The following is a 15,673-nucleotide window of genomic DNA, read 5'->3' as shown; positions in this document are numbered from 1 at the left end:
TTTAATGGAAAAATTACTCATTTTCTGTAATTCTGCCTAGTAAAAAGCTTTTTTCGAGCTCAATGCTTGCGCCTTTAAGCTCACTTTTCATGGGCGGACTAGTTTTGGTAATTCTTAGTTTGATATAAGAAATCTGGTTAAATTTCTCGTTGATTTTAGTAATAATTCTTCCTGCAACGTGCTCAAGTAATTTAGATTGAATCTTCATTTCGTTATGAATGATTTCATTAATATCTGCATAACTAATGGTATCATTCAGGTCATCAGAAGCTGCTGCATCCCAAAGATCCGTATGAATTTCTGCATTTAAAATATAATATGTTCCGATGATATTTTCTTCCGGAAGAACGCCGTGATAAGCGTAGATTTTTATGTCTTCTAAAAATATTTTGCTCATAATTTTTCAAATTCTAATTGTTCAGCAATAAAATAATTATTTCCAAGGAATATAATTTTCAAATTATTGCTTATTTTTTCATCAACTTTTTTAGTTTGTTGAAAGTAGTAAGGTTCTTTTCCATATTTGGAAAGAATATTAAAGTATAAATCTAAAATATCTTCTGGACCCCGAGCAAATAACCCATTTTCATAACATATTAATTTCTGTAAATTTTTACTTGTCGTATATTTTTCAGGTAAAATAAAATTATCAAATGTAAAACTATGTAAGTTATAAAAATCCACAAAGAGTTTTTCATAATCTCTACCTAAATTTTTAAAATATAGATCTTTCCAATTCTTCTTGTAATGCGATAAAAGAATATGGTCTGAAAAAATAGTTATAAATGCCTCAACATTCGTTGAGTCTTCAATATGATAATCTTTACAGTTTGTTATTTTTAATTTCCATTGATAATTTTCTTCTCCTTCATCTAGTAATCCTTCTAAAATTTTAATTGTAAAGTAAAACTCAACAAAGTTATTTTCAAATAAAATTTTATCAGTTTTAAAAATCCCATAGTTTTCATATTCAGCAGTGTCAAAAAGTGAATCCAATTCTAAGGGTAAAATTTCTTTAGTAATGTCAATTTCCTTCATACTTATGGGTTTTGTGAAACTATATTTTTAATTAAAAAAGCGAGTAAAAACCCGCTTTTAAATTATTTGATGCTTTTCGAAAGATCAAGCATTGCCTCAATAGGCTTTAGTGCTCTCAGTCGAAGCTCTTCTTCAATGATAATTTCAGGAAGTTCATATTTCATGCACAGATACAGTTTTTCCATTGTATTTCGTTTCATGTAAAAACATTCTGAACAGTTACAGCTCTCGTCAAAAACCAAAGCAGGAATCAACTCTTTATGCGGCGCACGCTTTCTCATTTCATGAAGAATTCCTTCTTCAGTGGCAATAATGAATTTCTGACAGTCGTCCTTTTCAACAAAATTCAGAAGAGCAGAAGTCGAACCGATAAAGTGTGCTAATTTAAGAACAGCTTCTTCACTTTCAGGGTGTGCAATCAATTTAGCATCAGGATTTTCTGCCAGTTGTTTTGCAATTCTTTCCATAGAAAATGCTTCGTGTACAATACAGCTTCCGTCCCAGAGAATCATGTCACGACCCGTTTTCTGAGATAAATATCTTCCCAAGTTTTTATCCGGAGCAAAAATAATCGGTCGGTCTGTTGGTAAAGCTTCAATCACGGTTTCAGCATTTGAACTGGTAACAATGATATCACTTTCTGCTTTTGTTTCGGCGTTGCAGTTGATATAAGTTGCAATCAAAGCATTTGGATGTTGCTCACGCATTTTCCTCAAACCTTCTCCTGAACAACCGTCTGCCAAAGAACATCCTGCCATCGTATCCGGAAGAACAACTTTTTTGGTGGGGTTCAGAATTTTTGCAGCTTCTGCCATGAAATGTACTCCGCAGAATACAATCATATCAGCATTTGTATCTTTTGCCTGTCTTGCCAATTGAAGAGAGTCTCCCAGGAAATCAGCAATATCCTGAATTTCTCCCGGTTGATAATAATGCGCCAAAATAACGGCATTTTTTTCTTCTTTCAGTTGGAGAATTGCTTTCACAAGATCTTCCCCTTGAGGAATCGCTATATCTTTCAAATCTAAAAATCCTTTTACCGGAAGATTTGATTTTGCTTTGTCTAATGTTTCTGTGCTCATTTCAGCCTTAGTGTTTAGAATTAGAAATTAGAAGTTAGAAATTAGAAATTAGAATTTTGATGTTACACTTCAAACTTCCAACTCAAATCATCCAGCCTTTAACTCCCAATAAAATTTTTTATTAAACTTTCTATTTCTTTTTTTGCTTCACTTAAATCGCTGTTGATCACGATTTTGTCAAATTCTATTGCGTAGGTAAGCTCTTCTTCTGCTTTTTCTACACGGGTTTTTATGGTTTCGGCATCATCAGTGTTTCGTGTGATCAGTCTTCTTTCCAATTCAGCAATGGAAGGTGGTTCTATGAATATTGATAATGCTTTTTCACCAAAATATTTTTTTAATGAAATTCCGCCTTTTACGTCTACATCAAAAATAACAACTTTTCCGAGATTCCAGATCTTTTCCACCTCAGATTTTAAAGTTCCGTAATATTTATCGGTGTATACTTCCTCGAATTCTACAAAAGCATCTTCAGAAATTTTTTGTCTGAATTCAGCAGGTGAAATAAAATGATAATCAACGGAATGTATCTCACTTCCTCTCGGCTGTCTCGTAGTGCATGAGATGGAAAATTCCAGTTCAGGAATGGCTTCCAGAGAATGCTTTACCAATGTTGTTTTTCCACTTCCCGACGGCGCTGAAAATATGATAACTTTATTCATGTTTTTTAGTTATGAATTATGAGTTATGAATGATGAGTTATTCGAAAAGTGTACAACAAGCAACTTATAACTCATCATTAATAACTTATAACTGTTTACAACACGTTTAACGTTTGTTCTTTTATTTTTTCCAGATCATCTTTCATCATCACGACCAGTTTTTGAATCTCTGCGTGATTGGCTTTGGAACCTAAAGTATTGATTTCTCTTCCGATTTCCTGTGAAATAAATCCTAATTTTTTCCCGTTAAAATCTTCATTTTCCATCACTTCAGAATAGTATTTCAAATGCTGGGACAGTCTTACTTTTTCTTCCTGAATGTCTAATTTTTCAGTAAAATAAGCCATTTCCTGATAGAATCTTGTTTCGTCAACGTTTTCAAACTCTTTTAAAGTTTTCATGTAACGTTCTTTCACCGCATTGATTCGCACTTCTTCATAAGGGATAACTTGTGAAAGATATTTGTCGATATTTTTAATATTTCTTTCCAGCTCTTCGTGAAGAATATTTCCTTCCGTTTTTCTGAATTCCTGAAATTTATCAACTGCAGCATTGACAATTTTAGCCAAAGCATCCCATTCGCCTTCATTCAGTTCGTCTGGTCTGGAAGTGATAGCATCCGGAAGTCTTACTGCCATTTTGAGGTATTCAAAATCTGGTCCGTCTGAGGCGATTTTTTTAAGCTCATTCATGTAAGAATCGATTAAACTTCTGTTGATTTTCACATCATTGGTTTCTTCAAGATTCTCCAGATTAATATAGCAATCTACCTTTCCGCGGATGATTCTATCGTTTAGAATTTTTCTTACTTCAAATTCTTTTTCTTTGTAACGCAAAGGAATTTTAATATTCAAATCAAAGCTCTTGCTGTTCAATGATTTAATATCGATCGAAATTTTTTTTCCTTCAAAAACACCTTCGGCTCTACCGAAGCCGGTCATTGATAAAATCATAGTTTTTTATTGTCGTACAAAGATAAACATTTAAGTGTAAGTAGCTGTTAGCAATTAATTTTTTGCTTTAAGTCAGTATTATGAAATTGAAAATCTGTTATTAAACCCGTTAGATATTTTGCAGCTAGTTCCAAATATTTGACGATCAGAATAATTGTATTTCTTTGTTAAATGAAATGCCTTTGTATATCTTGATGAAAGCATTTTCATTCCAACAACTTTGTTTTTCTTTGCGGTTAAAAAAAACGCAAGGAAAAACAAAGAATTATTCAAAAGAAGCCGAAATAAGTTAAACAAAGCCGTTTCACTTATTTTCGAAATACAAAAAAAATGCATTAAGGATACTTATTCATTTTTAAGTACTCTACTTGTTTTCGATTTGGGATTTAAAATTTAAAATACAAATACACGCAATTTCGTAAATTAGCCAAGTGAAAAATAAAACATTGATTTCTGTTGTAGTGACCTACCGGAATTGGAAAAACGAGATTGGCAATTGACTTGGCAAAATATTTCAGTACAGAAATTGTTTCCTGCGATTCGCGCCAGTTTTTTAAAGAAATGATCATCGGAACGGCTTCTCCGTCTGTAGAAGAACTGGCAGAAGCAACTCACCATTTTATAGGAAATCTTTCGGTTCAGGAATATTATTCGATCGGACAATATGAGGAAGATGCTTTAAGAAAACTCAACGAACTTTTTGAAAAATACGATACCGTCATTTTGGTTGGCGGAAGTATGATGTATGAAAAAGCAGTTATTGAAGGTCTGAATGATTTGCCTGAAGCCAATGAAGAAAATCAGGAAAAACTTCAGAAAATCATGGATCATGAAGGCATTGAGAAACTTCAGGAAATGCTGAAAGAATTGGATCCTGAATATTTTTCAGTCGTAGATTTTCATAATCACAGAAGGCTTTTACGAGCTATTGATGTCATCTGGCAAACGGATAAAAAATATTCTGAGTTGATTGCTGTTTCACAAGATTCCAGAGATTTTAATGTTATCCGAATCGGAATTGAAGCTCCGAGAGAGGAACTGTATGACAGAATCAACAGAAGAGTAGATGTTATGATGGAAAATGGTTTGTTGGAAGAGGCAAAAAGTTTAGAGAAATTTAAACATTTGACCGCTTTGAACACGGTTGGCTATGCAGAATTATTCAAATATTTTGATGGAGAATGGGATCTGGAATTTGCCGTTTCTGAAATCAAGAAAAACAGCCGGAGATATGCAAAACGCCAATTAACATGGTATCGAAAAGCAGATGATATTCGTTATTTGCAGTTGGGATATTCTGAACAAGATTTTGATAACCTGATTGAATATATTGTTACACAAAAAAGCAAATAATTTTATTTTTCTTCTTTTAGAAAATGATTTATCCGACTTTTCTTTATTAAATTTACCTGGAAAACATTAGTATTCTATTAATTTTAAGCAAATTACGTCATGAAGAAAAAATCTATTTCGAGTTTATTGCTGGTTATCCTTTTTGTAATAGGCATAAGAATTTCTGGCCAGGAGATCAAGACTGCTGCTTCGTTAAACTCTGAAAATCTATTAGAGATTCCTCTACAATCACAGATAAAAAGTACCGAAACCATATTGATTTTGTTGCGTCATGCTGAAAAAGAAAATGTCGGAAATGATCCTGACTTAAGTGCTGACGGAAAAATGAGAGCGGAAGAATTGAAAAATTTATTAAAAAATGTACATGTAGATGCGATCTTTACGACTCCGTTTAATCGTACCCATCAAACAGTTGCTCCGTTGGCGGCAGAAAAAAAAATTTCTGTTAAAGAATATTCGCCCAGAGAAACTCCACGACAACTCATTGAGAATATTCTTGCGCAGAATCGGGGAAAAGTGGTGGTCATTGCAGGACATTCCAATACAATTCCTGAGATGGTAAAAATATTAAGCAATAATAACATAGATGCAAAGATCAACGATGCTCAGTTTGACAATATATTTGTGATCAAAAACTCTTCAGTTACGGGAACGGTTTCTGCTGTTCAGAAAAAATTTGGAAAAAGTACGCCATAATTCAAAAGAAAAATGCGATCCCTAAAGACCGCACTTCAAACAATATAATTAATTTACTACTTCCAACCGCCTCCTAAAGCTCTGTACAAATCTACAATACTGCTTAATCTCTGTCTTTTCACAGACGCAAGATTCAATTCAGCCTGTAAAGAATTTCCCTGAGCTGTAATCACTTCTAAGTAATTTGCCATTCCACCTTTGTAAAGCATTTCGGCACTTTTGATTCCGTTTTTTAAAGTTGTCACCTGTTCACTGGCTTTTTGTTCCTGAACTTTTAAGCTTTCGTTAGAAACCAATGCATCAGAAACTTCTCCTACAGCATTCAAAACTGATTGACGGAACGCTAGAACGTTTTTCTCCCTCTGAATTTTAGCAACATTCAAATCTGTTTTCAGCTGTCTTTTCTGAAAAATCGGCTGAGTTAATCCTCCTAAAACAGAACCAAACAATGATGCCGGAATCTGAAACCAATTATCAATTTTAAATGAATTGACACCTCCGTTTGCTGTGATTTTCAATGCAGGATACATATTTGCCTGAGCAATTCCTACGATTGAATTAGATTCCAATAAAACCAATTCCTGCTGACGAACATCCGGACGACGGCTCACCATCGCTGCAGGAAGTCCTGCTGAAATATCCTGTGGTAAAGAAGTGTCAGACATTTCTATCGTTCTGTTGACTTTGTTTGGATTTTCACCAATTAAAATACTCAAAGCATTTTCCTGGATGGCAATATTTTGTTCCAGCTGGGTAATCAAAAGTTCTGTCGATTGCTTCTGAGCGGTTGCCTGCTGAACTCCTAAAGAAGTCGTATCGCCGCTTTGCCACAATTTTTCTGTAAGAGAAAGGGTACTGGTGCTCAAGTCTAAATTTGATTTTGCAATCTGTAATTGTTTATCAAGCATCAATAAATTGTAATAACCCTGAGCAATAGCAGCAACCACTTGTGTCTGAATGGCTTTTGTTGCTTCATAGGTCTGCAGATACTGCATTTTAGAAACTTCCTGCTGATTTTTTATTTTCCCCCAAATATCTGCTTCCCAAGATAAATTAAAGGCTGCATTATAATCTTCAACATGATCCTGACCTAAAAATAAATTTAAGCTTTGTCCGTTCATGCTGTTTTTTGACGGTTTTGAAATCTGCGCAGAAACTCCGAAACCAACATCAGGATATTGAAGGTATTTTGCCTGTTTCAGTTTTTCCTGTGAAGAAGCGACTTGTTTTAAAGCAATTTGTAAATCGTAGTTGTTTTTAATTCCTTTTTCTATTAAATCCTGTAAAATGGGATCGCTGAAAAACTGTTTCCATTGCAGGTTGGCTATACTTGCGGTGTCTGCGGTCGCAGTGTATTTGAATGTTTCGGGAAGTTCGGGTTTCGTTTCCTGATACGCCAATTTCGGTACACAGGAAACTGCACCTAATGCAATCCCAAAAGCCATGATTATATTTTTTACTCTTTTCATAATTAAAATATGATATTTAATTGATCACAAAACTTTGAGTGCTAAGCAAAGTTGTCTTTAGTAGGAGAAAATATTTTGCTTATTTTAGAAATTCTTATAAATTAAATTGAAGAAAAATTTTGTCTGAATTTCAAATCTCAAAGTTTTGTTAATCATTTTTTTATTAATGTGCTGTTGCTAAAAGTTCTTCCTGCTGTTTTTGTTTTAGAAGTCTTTTATTTTTTCTGCTTGGCATTTTTTCATGTAAATACTGGAAGATTACATACATCACCGGAATGATGAAGATTCCGAATACAACTCCTGTAAACATTCCTCCAACAGTACTGATTCCGATTGAATGGTTTCCTTTTGCTGCTGCACCTTGCGTCCAAACTAATGGAAGCATACCGATGATGAATGCAAACGACGTCATCAAAATGGGTCTTAAACGTAATCTGGAAGCCTGAAGAGCAGATTCAATCAATGTTTTTCCTGCTTTTCTTCGCTGTACTGCAAATTCTACAATCAGAATCGCATTTTTCGCTAATAATCCGACGAGCATGATTAAACCAACCTGAACGTAAATATTATTGTCAATTCCTGCCAATCCTGTGAAAGCAAATACTCCGAAAATCCCTGTTGGTATCGTTAAAATAACGGCAAACGGAAGGATATAACTTTCATATTGAGCTGCCAATAGGAAATACACAAACAAAATACTTAACATAAATACAAAAGCAGTCTGTCCACCGGTTTTGATTTCTTCACGGGTAATTCCTGTCCATTCGTAACCATATCCACGAGGAAGTGATTTTTGAGCAACTTCTTCTACGGCTTTGATAGCGTCTCCGGTACTATAACCAGGCTTTGGAGTTCCGTTAATGGTCACGGCGTTGAATAAGTTATTTCTGGAAACCGTTTCTGGTCCGAAAGTTCTCTTTAAGGTAACTAAGGTTTTTACAGGAACCATTTCGCCGGTTTTATTTTTAACATAAATTCCTTCCATCGAATTGGCATCAGTTCTGTAAGGAATGTCTGCCTGAGCCATCACGCGATAATATTTTCCAAATCTGTTGAAATCTGAAACGAAACTACTTCCGTAATAAATCTGCATCGTCTGCATCAATTCTGTTACAGAAACTCCCAACTGATTGGCTTTATCGGTGTCCACATCAATCGTATATTGAGGATTTCCTGCTGCATACGTCGTAAACGCAAAAGCAATTTCCGGACGTTTCATCAGTTCTCCGATAAATGTCTGTGTGGTTGTACCCAATTGTTCAAAAGAACCGTTGGTTTTATCCTGAAGCATAAATTCAAACCCGGAAACGTTACCAAATCCCTGTACGGTAGGGAAGTTGAAGAAGAATGCATTGGCATCTTTTACCTGTGCCACTTTTCCTGTCAAGGCGGCTGCAATCTGATCCGGATCTTTTACTTCGCCACGATCTTCAAAATCTTTCAGTTTAATAAAACCTGCAGCATACGGAGAAGCATTAGAATTACTGATGAAGTTCATTCCATCTGCAACCCAAAGGTGATTTTTTGCTTTTTCACCATTAATGATTTTGTCAATCTGTTCAGTGGCTCTGTGCGTTCTGTCTAATGAACTTCCCGGAGGTGTGTTGACTGCGTACAAGACAAATCCCTGATCTTCAGTAGGAATAAATCCTGTAGGAGCTTTATTAATTAAGAAAACACTAGCCGCTGTGATCAACGCTAAACCTGTAACGGCAACCCATTTATTTTTAATTAAAAATTTAAGGCTGTAAATGTATTTTCTGGTCATGTTGTTGAAGCTTTTGTTGAAAGCATTAAAAAACTTCGCTCCAAAACCTTTTTTCTGACTGTGTTCGCCGTGTTCTCCCTGAGGATCATTTAATAACAATGCACATAGAGCCGGGCTCAGTGTCAATGCATTAACCGCTGAAATCATAATTGCAATAACCAGAGTAAAAGCAAACTGTCTGTAGAAAACTCCCGCCGGACCTTGCATGAAGCCAACCGGAATAAATACTGCACACATCACCAAAGTAATGGAAATAATCGCTCCGGAAATCTCACTCATTGAATTCGTAGTTGCCTGTTCAACCGGCATTCCTGTCTGTTCCATTTTTGAATGGACGGCTTCTACAACGACAATTGCATCATCCACCACAATCCCGATGGCGAGTACCAATGCAAACAAAGTCAGCATATTGATGCTGAAACCAAACACCTGAAGGAAAAAGAATGTACCGATAATTGCTACCGGAACGGCAATAGCAGGAATTAATGTAGATCTGAAATCCTGAAGGAAGATAAAAACTACAATAAATACCAGGACAAATGCAATCACTAAAGTTTCTACAACCTGATGAATTGATGCATCCAAAAAGTCTTTGGAATTGTACATGATGATGGGCTCAACTCCTTTAGGTAGAGTGGTTTTCATCTGCTCAATCTGCTTTTCAATATCAGTTAAAATTTCATTGGCATTAGAACCGGCGGTTTGCAAAATTGCAAATCCGGCTACAGGTTTACCGTCCATTCTGTTGGCTGCGGTGTAGGTATAAGAACCAAATTCTACTCTTGCAACATCTTTTAATCTTAAAAACGAACCGTCACTGTTTGATTTGATGGCGATGTTTTCGTAGTCTGCATTTTTATTTAATTTACCTTTATACTTTAAAATATACTCGTAAGTTTCTTTACTTCCCTGTCCCAGACGACCAGGAGCAGCTTCTAAGTTGTGATCTTTTACAGCTGCTAAAACTTCCTGCGGAGAAAGATTGTTGGCAGCCAATCGATCCGGTTTCAGCCAAAGTCTCATTGAATAATCTCTCGTTCCGAAAACCTGAGCCTGAGCAACTCCCGGGATACGCTGTATTTGTGGAATGACATTGATTTTCAAATAGTTTTGTAAGAAAAGCTCGTCATATTGCTTAGGGTCATCACTTGAAAGTCCCATAAACATAATCATACTGTTCTGAACTTTCTGCGTTGAAATTCCCGCCTGTACAACTTCCTGCGGAAGCTGGCTCATCGCTTTTGAAACACGGTTTTGAACGTTTACCGCTGCATTATCCGGATCTGAACCTTGTTTGAAAAATACGCTTAGGGTCATTGATCCGTCATTACTGGAGTTTGAGGTCATGTAGGTCATGTTCTCAACACCGTTCACTGCCTCTTCAATAGGAACAGCGACAGAACGGGCAACAACTTCTGCGTTCGCTCCCGGATAAAATGCCGTCACCTGAACGCTCGGCGGTGCAATATCGGGAAATAGCGTAATCGGAAGGTTAAAAACCGACATTGCTCCCAACAGCAAAAGTATAATGGAGATAACCGTAGAAAGTACCGGTCTATCTATGAATTTTTTTAACATAAGAAGTTTATTTTTTAATGTTGTTTAAACGCTTTTCTGACTTTTGTATTAAAAGTTTAAACACTTTTTACAAAGGTCTCGCTCTTAAAAGACTGTCAGAAGAAATAGCTTTCGGCTGAATGGTAACCCCATCTTTCAAAGCTCCAATTCCTGTATAAACGATTTTGTCACCCTTAGCAAGTCCTTCAGAAATAAAGTAATAGCTGTCTGTTTTTCCTGAGATCGTGATAGGTTTTGAGGTTACTTTTTTATCCTTACCGACTACATACACGTATACTTTATCTTGTATTTCGAATGTTGATTCCTGAGGAATAACCAGCGTGTTGGAGAATAATTGTGGCATACGAACTCGTCCTGTATTTCCGGTTCTCAAAGCTCCGTTAGCATTTGGAAAAATCGCACGAACGCTTATTGCTCCTGTACTTTTGTCAAACTGTCCGTCTACAATACTCATTTTTCCTTTTTCAGGATAAGTGCTGTTATCAGCGATAACTAGGTCTACCATTGGCATATTCTTTAGTTTTTCGTTGAGTGTTGCTCCGGGATATTTTTTCTGGAAGCCAATAAAATCCAGTTCGCTTAAAGAGAAATACGCATAGATTTCACTGATGTCTGATAATAAAGTCAACGGACTTGCATCTGTTCTGGAAATCAGACTTCCTTTCTTGTAAGGGATTCTTCCGATGTAACCGCTTACCGGTGCTGTGATTGTGGTAAATCCTACATTAATTCTGGCACCGCCGACTGAAGCTTTTGCCTGTGATCCTGCTGCAACAGCTGCTGCATAATTTGCTTTTGCAGTTCTCAACTGTACATCAGAAACTACTTTTGCGGCAACCAATGGCTGAAGTCTGTCAACTTCAACTTTAGCTTTCTGAATATTGGCATTGGCAACCTGTAAATTTGCCTGAGCCATATTCATTTGCTCACCATAAGCTCTGGAGTCTATCTTAAATAAAGGTTGTCCGGCTCTTACATAAGCACCTTCTTCCACATAAATTCTATCTAAATATCCATCCACCTGAGATCTGATTTCTACATTGTTTTTTCCTTCCAGCGCAGTTGGGAATTCCTGATAAACAGTAGCAGGAGTTGTGGTAACAGTATAAACAGGCAATTCAGGAGCAGGTGGAGCAGCGTTCGTGCCTTCTGCGGCTTTTGTGCAACTCTGTAAAAAAATGATACTCGATATAAGTATGATTATTTTTGTTTTTGCAGTTGTTTTCATTTTAAGTTTTATTTTTTTAATGAAGTGTTGATTAAGTAATGTTGATAAGTTTTAAATAATGTTATATTTTCTAACAGTGTTAATTGATGTGTTAAAAAAATTCACATAATTTGTATTTGCGGATTAAGTAATTTCCATGATTACAATTTTTTAATGTTGATTTTAATAAGAAAAAGATAATACAGTGTTATTTTTCTTAACAGCGTTAATGATAAGGAAATAAGATTGCAAGAATTAGTGTAAAGAAATTATGTTTCATTCTGAAGGTTTTTTAATTTAAGATTGAATTTATGTTAATTATTCCATGTTACTTTTACTAACGGTGTTAACTTTTGGTTCAAAAAAATTTTACAAAGATTTAATAAAAGCCGAAACCGTTTCGTCTAATGTTGTTTTATTCATTGTTGAAGGGATGTCGTCATTTCTCATCATCATAATAGAAATTAATCCGTGAACTGCAGAGAACAAAGCATGAGATGAGTGACAGGCATTATCTTGGTTTGACCCTTTCTTTTTAATAATTTCAAATGTACAGTCAAAAATCATATCCTGAAAAGACGAGAACTCTTCTTTCATAAGACCTTTTCCACTGCATTGCATTCCAAGGCCAAACATCAATTGATAATACTCTTTGTTTTTAAATGCAAAATTCCAGTATGCATCTACAATTGCAGTCAGCTGATCTTCCGGAGTTTCATATTTTTTCTGAGCTTTCAGTAATTCTATTTGCAAACAGTGAAATCCATTGATAGAAATTTCATACAAAATAGCCTCTTTATTTTCAAAATGATCATACACTACAGGAGCACTGTACTCAATAGCATCAGCTATTTTACGAATAGAAAGCGATGCCCAACCGTCAGTTTTTGCCAAAGAGAATGCAGCCTGCAAAATATTTGCCCGGATAGATTCCTTTTCTCTTTGACGACGTTCATGTAAACCCATGATTTTATTTTACTAACAGTGTTAGCAAAACTACAAACATTTTTCTATACCAACCAAATGATTTTTGAAATTTAACTTACAACGTAACACTTAAAAACTTTTGTAATCTGCCAAAAGTTGACGGAGTGGGAGTTGAGATAAGTTATTGTAAAAATTAATAAGTGACATAGGCTGGCTCAATAGATTATTGTTTTAGCAACAACTAAAAGAAATCTTTATCTTTGTAGTCAAATAAGAAGATATGAATACTCCCTCAAATATGTTGGCATTAGGTACAAAAGCACCGTTTTTTGAACTTCCGAACCCATCAACCGGCAACGAAGTTCAGTCATTAGATGATCTGAAAGGTGAAAAAGGTACTTTGGTTATCTTTATGTGCAATCATTGTCCGTTTGTGCTTCACATCATAGATAAACTGACAGAATTGTATGAAGATTATCATGAGGCAGGAATTGAGTTTATTGCCATCAATTCAAATAATGTAGAAAAATATCCTGCAGACTCTCCGGAAAAAATGATTGAATTTCAGATTGAAAGAAATTTTGATTTTCCTTATTTATACGACGAAAGCCAGGCGATCGCAAAAGCATACAACGCAGCCTGTACTCCTGATTTCTTCTTTTTTGATGATAAATTAGATCTTATTTACAGAGGTCAGATGGATGATTCGAGACCGGGTAATCACAAAGAGGTGACGGGTGAAGATTTAATCATCGCTTTCGAAAACTTATTGATTGGTGAGCCACAGGAAGAAATTCAAAGACCCAGTATAGGTTGTAATATTAAGTGGAAATAAATTTCCATCTTAAAGTAAAACAAAACCGTCAGATTTTTCTGGCGGTTTTTTTAATTGTCATTTTTTAATTTTTATTTCAAAAACGGATTATATTGCTTCTCAAAACCAATCGTAGTGGGATTTCCATGACCTGAAAAAACCTGAGTTTCTTCATCAAGAATAAAAAGTTTGGTTTTAATTCCTTCAATTAGCTGCTCGTAATTTCCTTTAAACAAATCTGTTCTTCCGATACTTCCTTCAAACAAAACATCACCGGAAATCATGAATTTCTGATTTTCATTGTGATACACAACACTCCCCGGAGAATGTCCCGGAACATGGTAAATTTTAAATTTTTCGCCATCAAAATCAATTTCATCTCCTTCATTGATATATTCTAAATCTACGTTGATGTGATCAAACTGAAATCCGAATCTCATTCCGCTGATCTGGAACATATCCAAAACTTCTTTGTCATCTTCATGCATGGTTACAGGAATTTTAAAGGTGTCAAAAGCCCATTGTAAGCCCAAAACATGATCAATGTGAGCATGAGTTAAAATGATTTTCTCAATTTTTAATTCATTTTCTCTGATGAAACTTTCGATGGTTTTGGTTTCCTGTTCGTTCATATTTCCCGGATCGATCAGCCAGGCATTTTTGTTTTCATTAAAAATTATATAGGTATTTTCACTTGCAAAATTGAACACGAAGGCTTGTATTTGAAACATATTCTGAATATTTTTTTTATCAAAAATACAATATTCCTGATAGATTCGTTATCTTCGTCATAATGAAAACGTTGCAGATATTTTTATTCGGTTTGGGTTCGTTGGCTTTTGGTCAGAACATTCAAAGCATTCAGTTGTTTAATCCTCAAACCAATGACGAAACCCCGGTCATTAATATGAATCAACAGTTGGTGTTGAGTTTTGATGATTTAACCAACTCAAGTACCATTTACAGATACACCATCAAACATTACGACAGAAACTGGCAGGATGATAATCTTTTCTTTACCGAAATTGCCAATGGAAGCATGAACGCATTGCTGGATCAATTTGAATATTCTTTCAATACAATACAGCCTTATACGCATTATAAACTGAATTTTCCAAACGATAAAATAAGACCAAAAATATCCGGAAATTTCGAAATCATTGTTTACAAAGATTCTGCGGACAAACCACTTTTTACCAAAAGATTTTCTTTAATTGAAGATCAGGTAAATTTAGCATTGAATATTTCAAGAATTTCTGATGCAAGAAATCCTAACGTGAACCAAAGAGTTGAAGTACAGGCGACTTCAAAAGGCGGAGATCTGTCATCAAATGTAAATTCTATGTCGCTGAACGTGATGCAGAATAACAATATGAACATGACGGTGAATAATCTTAAACCAAGCTCTACGTTGGGAAGTCAAATTCTGTTTCAGCAGATGAGTATTGTATTTCCTGGGAATAATGAATTTTATTATTTCGATAATAAAAACATGGATATGGCAGCAGACATGGTTCGTGAAACAGGAATTATAGATGGTGTAAATCAGACTTTTCTTCATCCGGTTTGGGCATATCCGTTGAATTATCAGTATCAACCCGACGTAAACGGAGCTTTTTATTACAGAAGAAATGATTTGGGACAAGAAAGAAATGCAGAAAGAGAAGCAGATTATTCCTGGGTGCATTTCTCATTAGATTCTGAACCTATGGATAAAGAGTTGTATGTTTTAGGAGGCTTTAATAATTTTAAAGCGACCAAAGAATCTCAAATGATGTACGATGCAGAAAGTAAAAAATATGTGGCTAAAATTTTTCTGAAACAAGGTTTCTATAATTACATTCTCGCTACAAAAGAAGCAAACGGTTCTTTGAATTTCGGGGAAATTAATGGAAATTTCTGGCAGACGGAAAATTTGTACCAGGCATTTTTGTATTATAAACCTTTCGGAAGAAATTATGACGGATTGTTGGGTTATGGGGAACTCAGAACGCCGGTGAGATAATGTAGGTTCAAATAAAAAACCTTACAAATTTTCCATTTGTAAGGTTGCTGCTTAAGGTGTACAAGACCTTTACAGATAAAATCAAACTATATAATAATGTCAAAAAAGTCGCTAATTTTTC

13 protein-coding genes and 1 pseudogene are annotated in these 15,673 nt (G+C 35.2%); 4 read left to right on the top strand and 10 right to left on the bottom strand.

Annotation, left to right across the window (positions count from 1 at the left end):
- Positions 1–13 precede the first annotated feature (13 nt).
- From folB to ACZZZA_RS01425, 5 genes are all read right to left on the bottom strand, one after another.
- Positions 14–400 (bottom strand): dihydroneopterin aldolase, encoded by a 387-nt coding sequence (gene folB, locus ACZZZA_RS01445; protein ID WP_463433713.1) that lies wholly within the window; start codon positions 398–400, stop codon positions 14–16.
- On the bottom strand, positions 394–1,038 hold the full coding sequence (locus tag ACZZZA_RS01440; protein WP_463429490.1) for a hypothetical protein: 645 nt from the start codon (positions 1,036–1,038) through the stop codon (positions 394–396). The genes folB and ACZZZA_RS01440 overlap by 7 nt, the downstream gene beginning before the upstream one ends.
- Positions 1,039–1,100: 62 nt before the next feature.
- On the bottom strand, positions 1,101–2,120 hold the full coding sequence (nadA, locus tag ACZZZA_RS01435) for a quinolinate synthase NadA (RefSeq protein ID WP_463429489.1): 1,020 nt from the start codon (positions 2,118–2,120) through the stop codon (positions 1,101–1,103).
- A gap of 98 nt (positions 2,121–2,218) precedes the next feature.
- Positions 2,219–2,782, bottom strand: a complete 564-nt coding sequence (gene gmk / locus ACZZZA_RS01430; RefSeq protein WP_463429488.1) for a guanylate kinase — start codon at positions 2,780–2,782, stop codon at positions 2,219–2,221.
- Positions 2,783–2,877: 95 nt separating this feature from the next.
- A complete protein-coding gene (locus ACZZZA_RS01425; protein ID WP_463429487.1) occupies positions 2,878–3,735 on the bottom strand; it encodes a YicC family protein in 858 nt (285 codons plus the stop codon).
- Positions 3,736–4,166: 431 nt separating this feature from the next.
- Between ACZZZA_RS01425 and miaA the strand changes: the two are divergent.
- A pseudogene (gene miaA / locus ACZZZA_RS01420) lies at positions 4,167–5,088 on the top strand (tRNA (adenosine(37)-N6)-dimethylallyltransferase MiaA).
- A gap of 99 nt (positions 5,089–5,187) precedes the next feature.
- Positions 5,188–5,784, top strand: a complete 597-nt coding sequence (locus ACZZZA_RS01415; RefSeq protein WP_463429486.1) for a SixA phosphatase family protein — start codon at positions 5,188–5,190, stop codon at positions 5,782–5,784.
- Between the two features lie 56 nt (positions 5,785–5,840).
- Here ACZZZA_RS01415 and ACZZZA_RS01410 read toward each other — a convergent pair whose 3' ends face one another.
- From ACZZZA_RS01410 to ACZZZA_RS01395, 4 genes are all read right to left on the bottom strand, one after another.
- Positions 5,841–7,253: an efflux transporter outer membrane subunit gene (locus tag ACZZZA_RS01410; protein WP_463429485.1), complete on the bottom strand. Its 1,413-nt coding sequence runs from the start codon at positions 7,251–7,253 to the stop codon at positions 5,841–5,843.
- A gap of 163 nt (positions 7,254–7,416) precedes the next feature.
- Positions 7,417–10,599 (bottom strand): efflux RND transporter permease subunit, encoded by a 3,183-nt coding sequence (locus ACZZZA_RS01405; RefSeq protein WP_463429484.1) that lies wholly within the window; start codon positions 10,597–10,599, stop codon positions 7,417–7,419.
- 67 nt (positions 10,600–10,666) lie between these two features.
- Positions 10,667–11,827, bottom strand: a complete 1,161-nt coding sequence (locus tag ACZZZA_RS01400) for an efflux RND transporter periplasmic adaptor subunit (protein WP_463429483.1) — start codon at positions 11,825–11,827, stop codon at positions 10,667–10,669.
- Between the two features lie 348 nt (positions 11,828–12,175).
- Positions 12,176–12,772, bottom strand: a complete 597-nt coding sequence (locus tag ACZZZA_RS01395) for a TetR/AcrR family transcriptional regulator (protein WP_463429482.1) — start codon at positions 12,770–12,772, stop codon at positions 12,176–12,178.
- 241 nt (positions 12,773–13,013) lie between these two features.
- Here ACZZZA_RS01395 and ACZZZA_RS01390 point away from each other — a divergent pair, with 241 nt between their 5' ends.
- A complete protein-coding gene (locus tag ACZZZA_RS01390) occupies positions 13,014–13,568 on the top strand; it encodes a thioredoxin family protein (RefSeq protein ID WP_463429481.1) in 555 nt (184 codons plus the stop codon).
- A gap of 71 nt (positions 13,569–13,639) precedes the next feature.
- Here ACZZZA_RS01390 and ACZZZA_RS01385 read toward each other — a convergent pair whose 3' ends face one another.
- A complete protein-coding gene (locus tag ACZZZA_RS01385; protein ID WP_463429480.1) occupies positions 13,640–14,278 on the bottom strand; it encodes an MBL fold metallo-hydrolase in 639 nt (212 codons plus the stop codon).
- Positions 14,279–14,340: 62 nt separating this feature from the next.
- Between ACZZZA_RS01385 and ACZZZA_RS01380 the strand changes: the two genes are divergently transcribed.
- On the top strand, positions 14,341–15,552 hold the full coding sequence (locus ACZZZA_RS01380) for a type IX secretion system plug protein (RefSeq protein ID WP_463429479.1): 1,212 nt from the start codon (positions 14,341–14,343) through the stop codon (positions 15,550–15,552).
- Positions 15,553–15,673 lie beyond the last annotated feature (121 nt).

It is taken from the genome of Chryseobacterium sp. AC405b, from assembly GCF_979258685.1.
This window is presented reverse-complemented; position numbering and strand designations above follow the sequence as displayed.

What these genes read in the sequence shown, in the direction of transcription:
- ACZZZA_RS01390 (WP_463429481.1), top strand. Translation starts at nt 13,014, where the DNA reads ATGAATACTCCCTCAAATATGTTGGCATTAGGTACAAAAGCACCGTTT.
- ACZZZA_RS01440 (WP_463429490.1), bottom strand. Translation starts at nt 1,038, where the DNA reads ATGAAGGAAATTGACATTACTAAAGAAATTTTACCCTTAGAATTGGAT.
- nadA (WP_463429489.1), bottom strand. Translation starts at nt 2,120, where the DNA reads ATGAGCACAGAAACATTAGACAAAGCAAAATCAAATCTTCCGGTAAAA.
- ACZZZA_RS01405 (WP_463429484.1), bottom strand. Translation starts at nt 10,599, where the DNA reads ATGTTAAAAAAATTCATAGATAGACCGGTACTTTCTACGGTTATCTCC.
- ACZZZA_RS01400 (WP_463429483.1), bottom strand. Translation starts at nt 11,827, where the DNA reads ATGAAAACAACTGCAAAAACAAAAATAATCATACTTATATCGAGTATC.
- ACZZZA_RS01425 (WP_463429487.1), bottom strand. Translation starts at nt 3,735, where the DNA reads ATGATTTTATCAATGACCGGCTTCGGTAGAGCCGAAGGTGTTTTTGAA.
- ACZZZA_RS01410 (WP_463429485.1), bottom strand. Translation starts at nt 7,253, where the DNA reads ATGAAAAGAGTAAAAAATATAATCATGGCTTTTGGGATTGCATTAGGT.
- ACZZZA_RS01385 (WP_463429480.1), bottom strand. Translation starts at nt 14,278, where the DNA reads ATGTTTCAAATACAAGCCTTCGTGTTCAATTTTGCAAGTGAAAATACC.
- ACZZZA_RS01380 (WP_463429479.1), top strand. Translation starts at nt 14,341, where the DNA reads ATGAAAACGTTGCAGATATTTTTATTCGGTTTGGGTTCGTTGGCTTTT.
- gmk (WP_463429488.1), bottom strand. Translation starts at nt 2,782, where the DNA reads ATGAATAAAGTTATCATATTTTCAGCGCCGTCGGGAAGTGGAAAAACA.
- ACZZZA_RS01415 (WP_463429486.1), top strand. Translation starts at nt 5,188, where the DNA reads ATGAAGAAAAAATCTATTTCGAGTTTATTGCTGGTTATCCTTTTTGTA.
- ACZZZA_RS01395 (WP_463429482.1), bottom strand. Translation starts at nt 12,772, where the DNA reads ATGGGTTTACATGAACGTCGTCAAAGAGAAAAGGAATCTATCCGGGCA.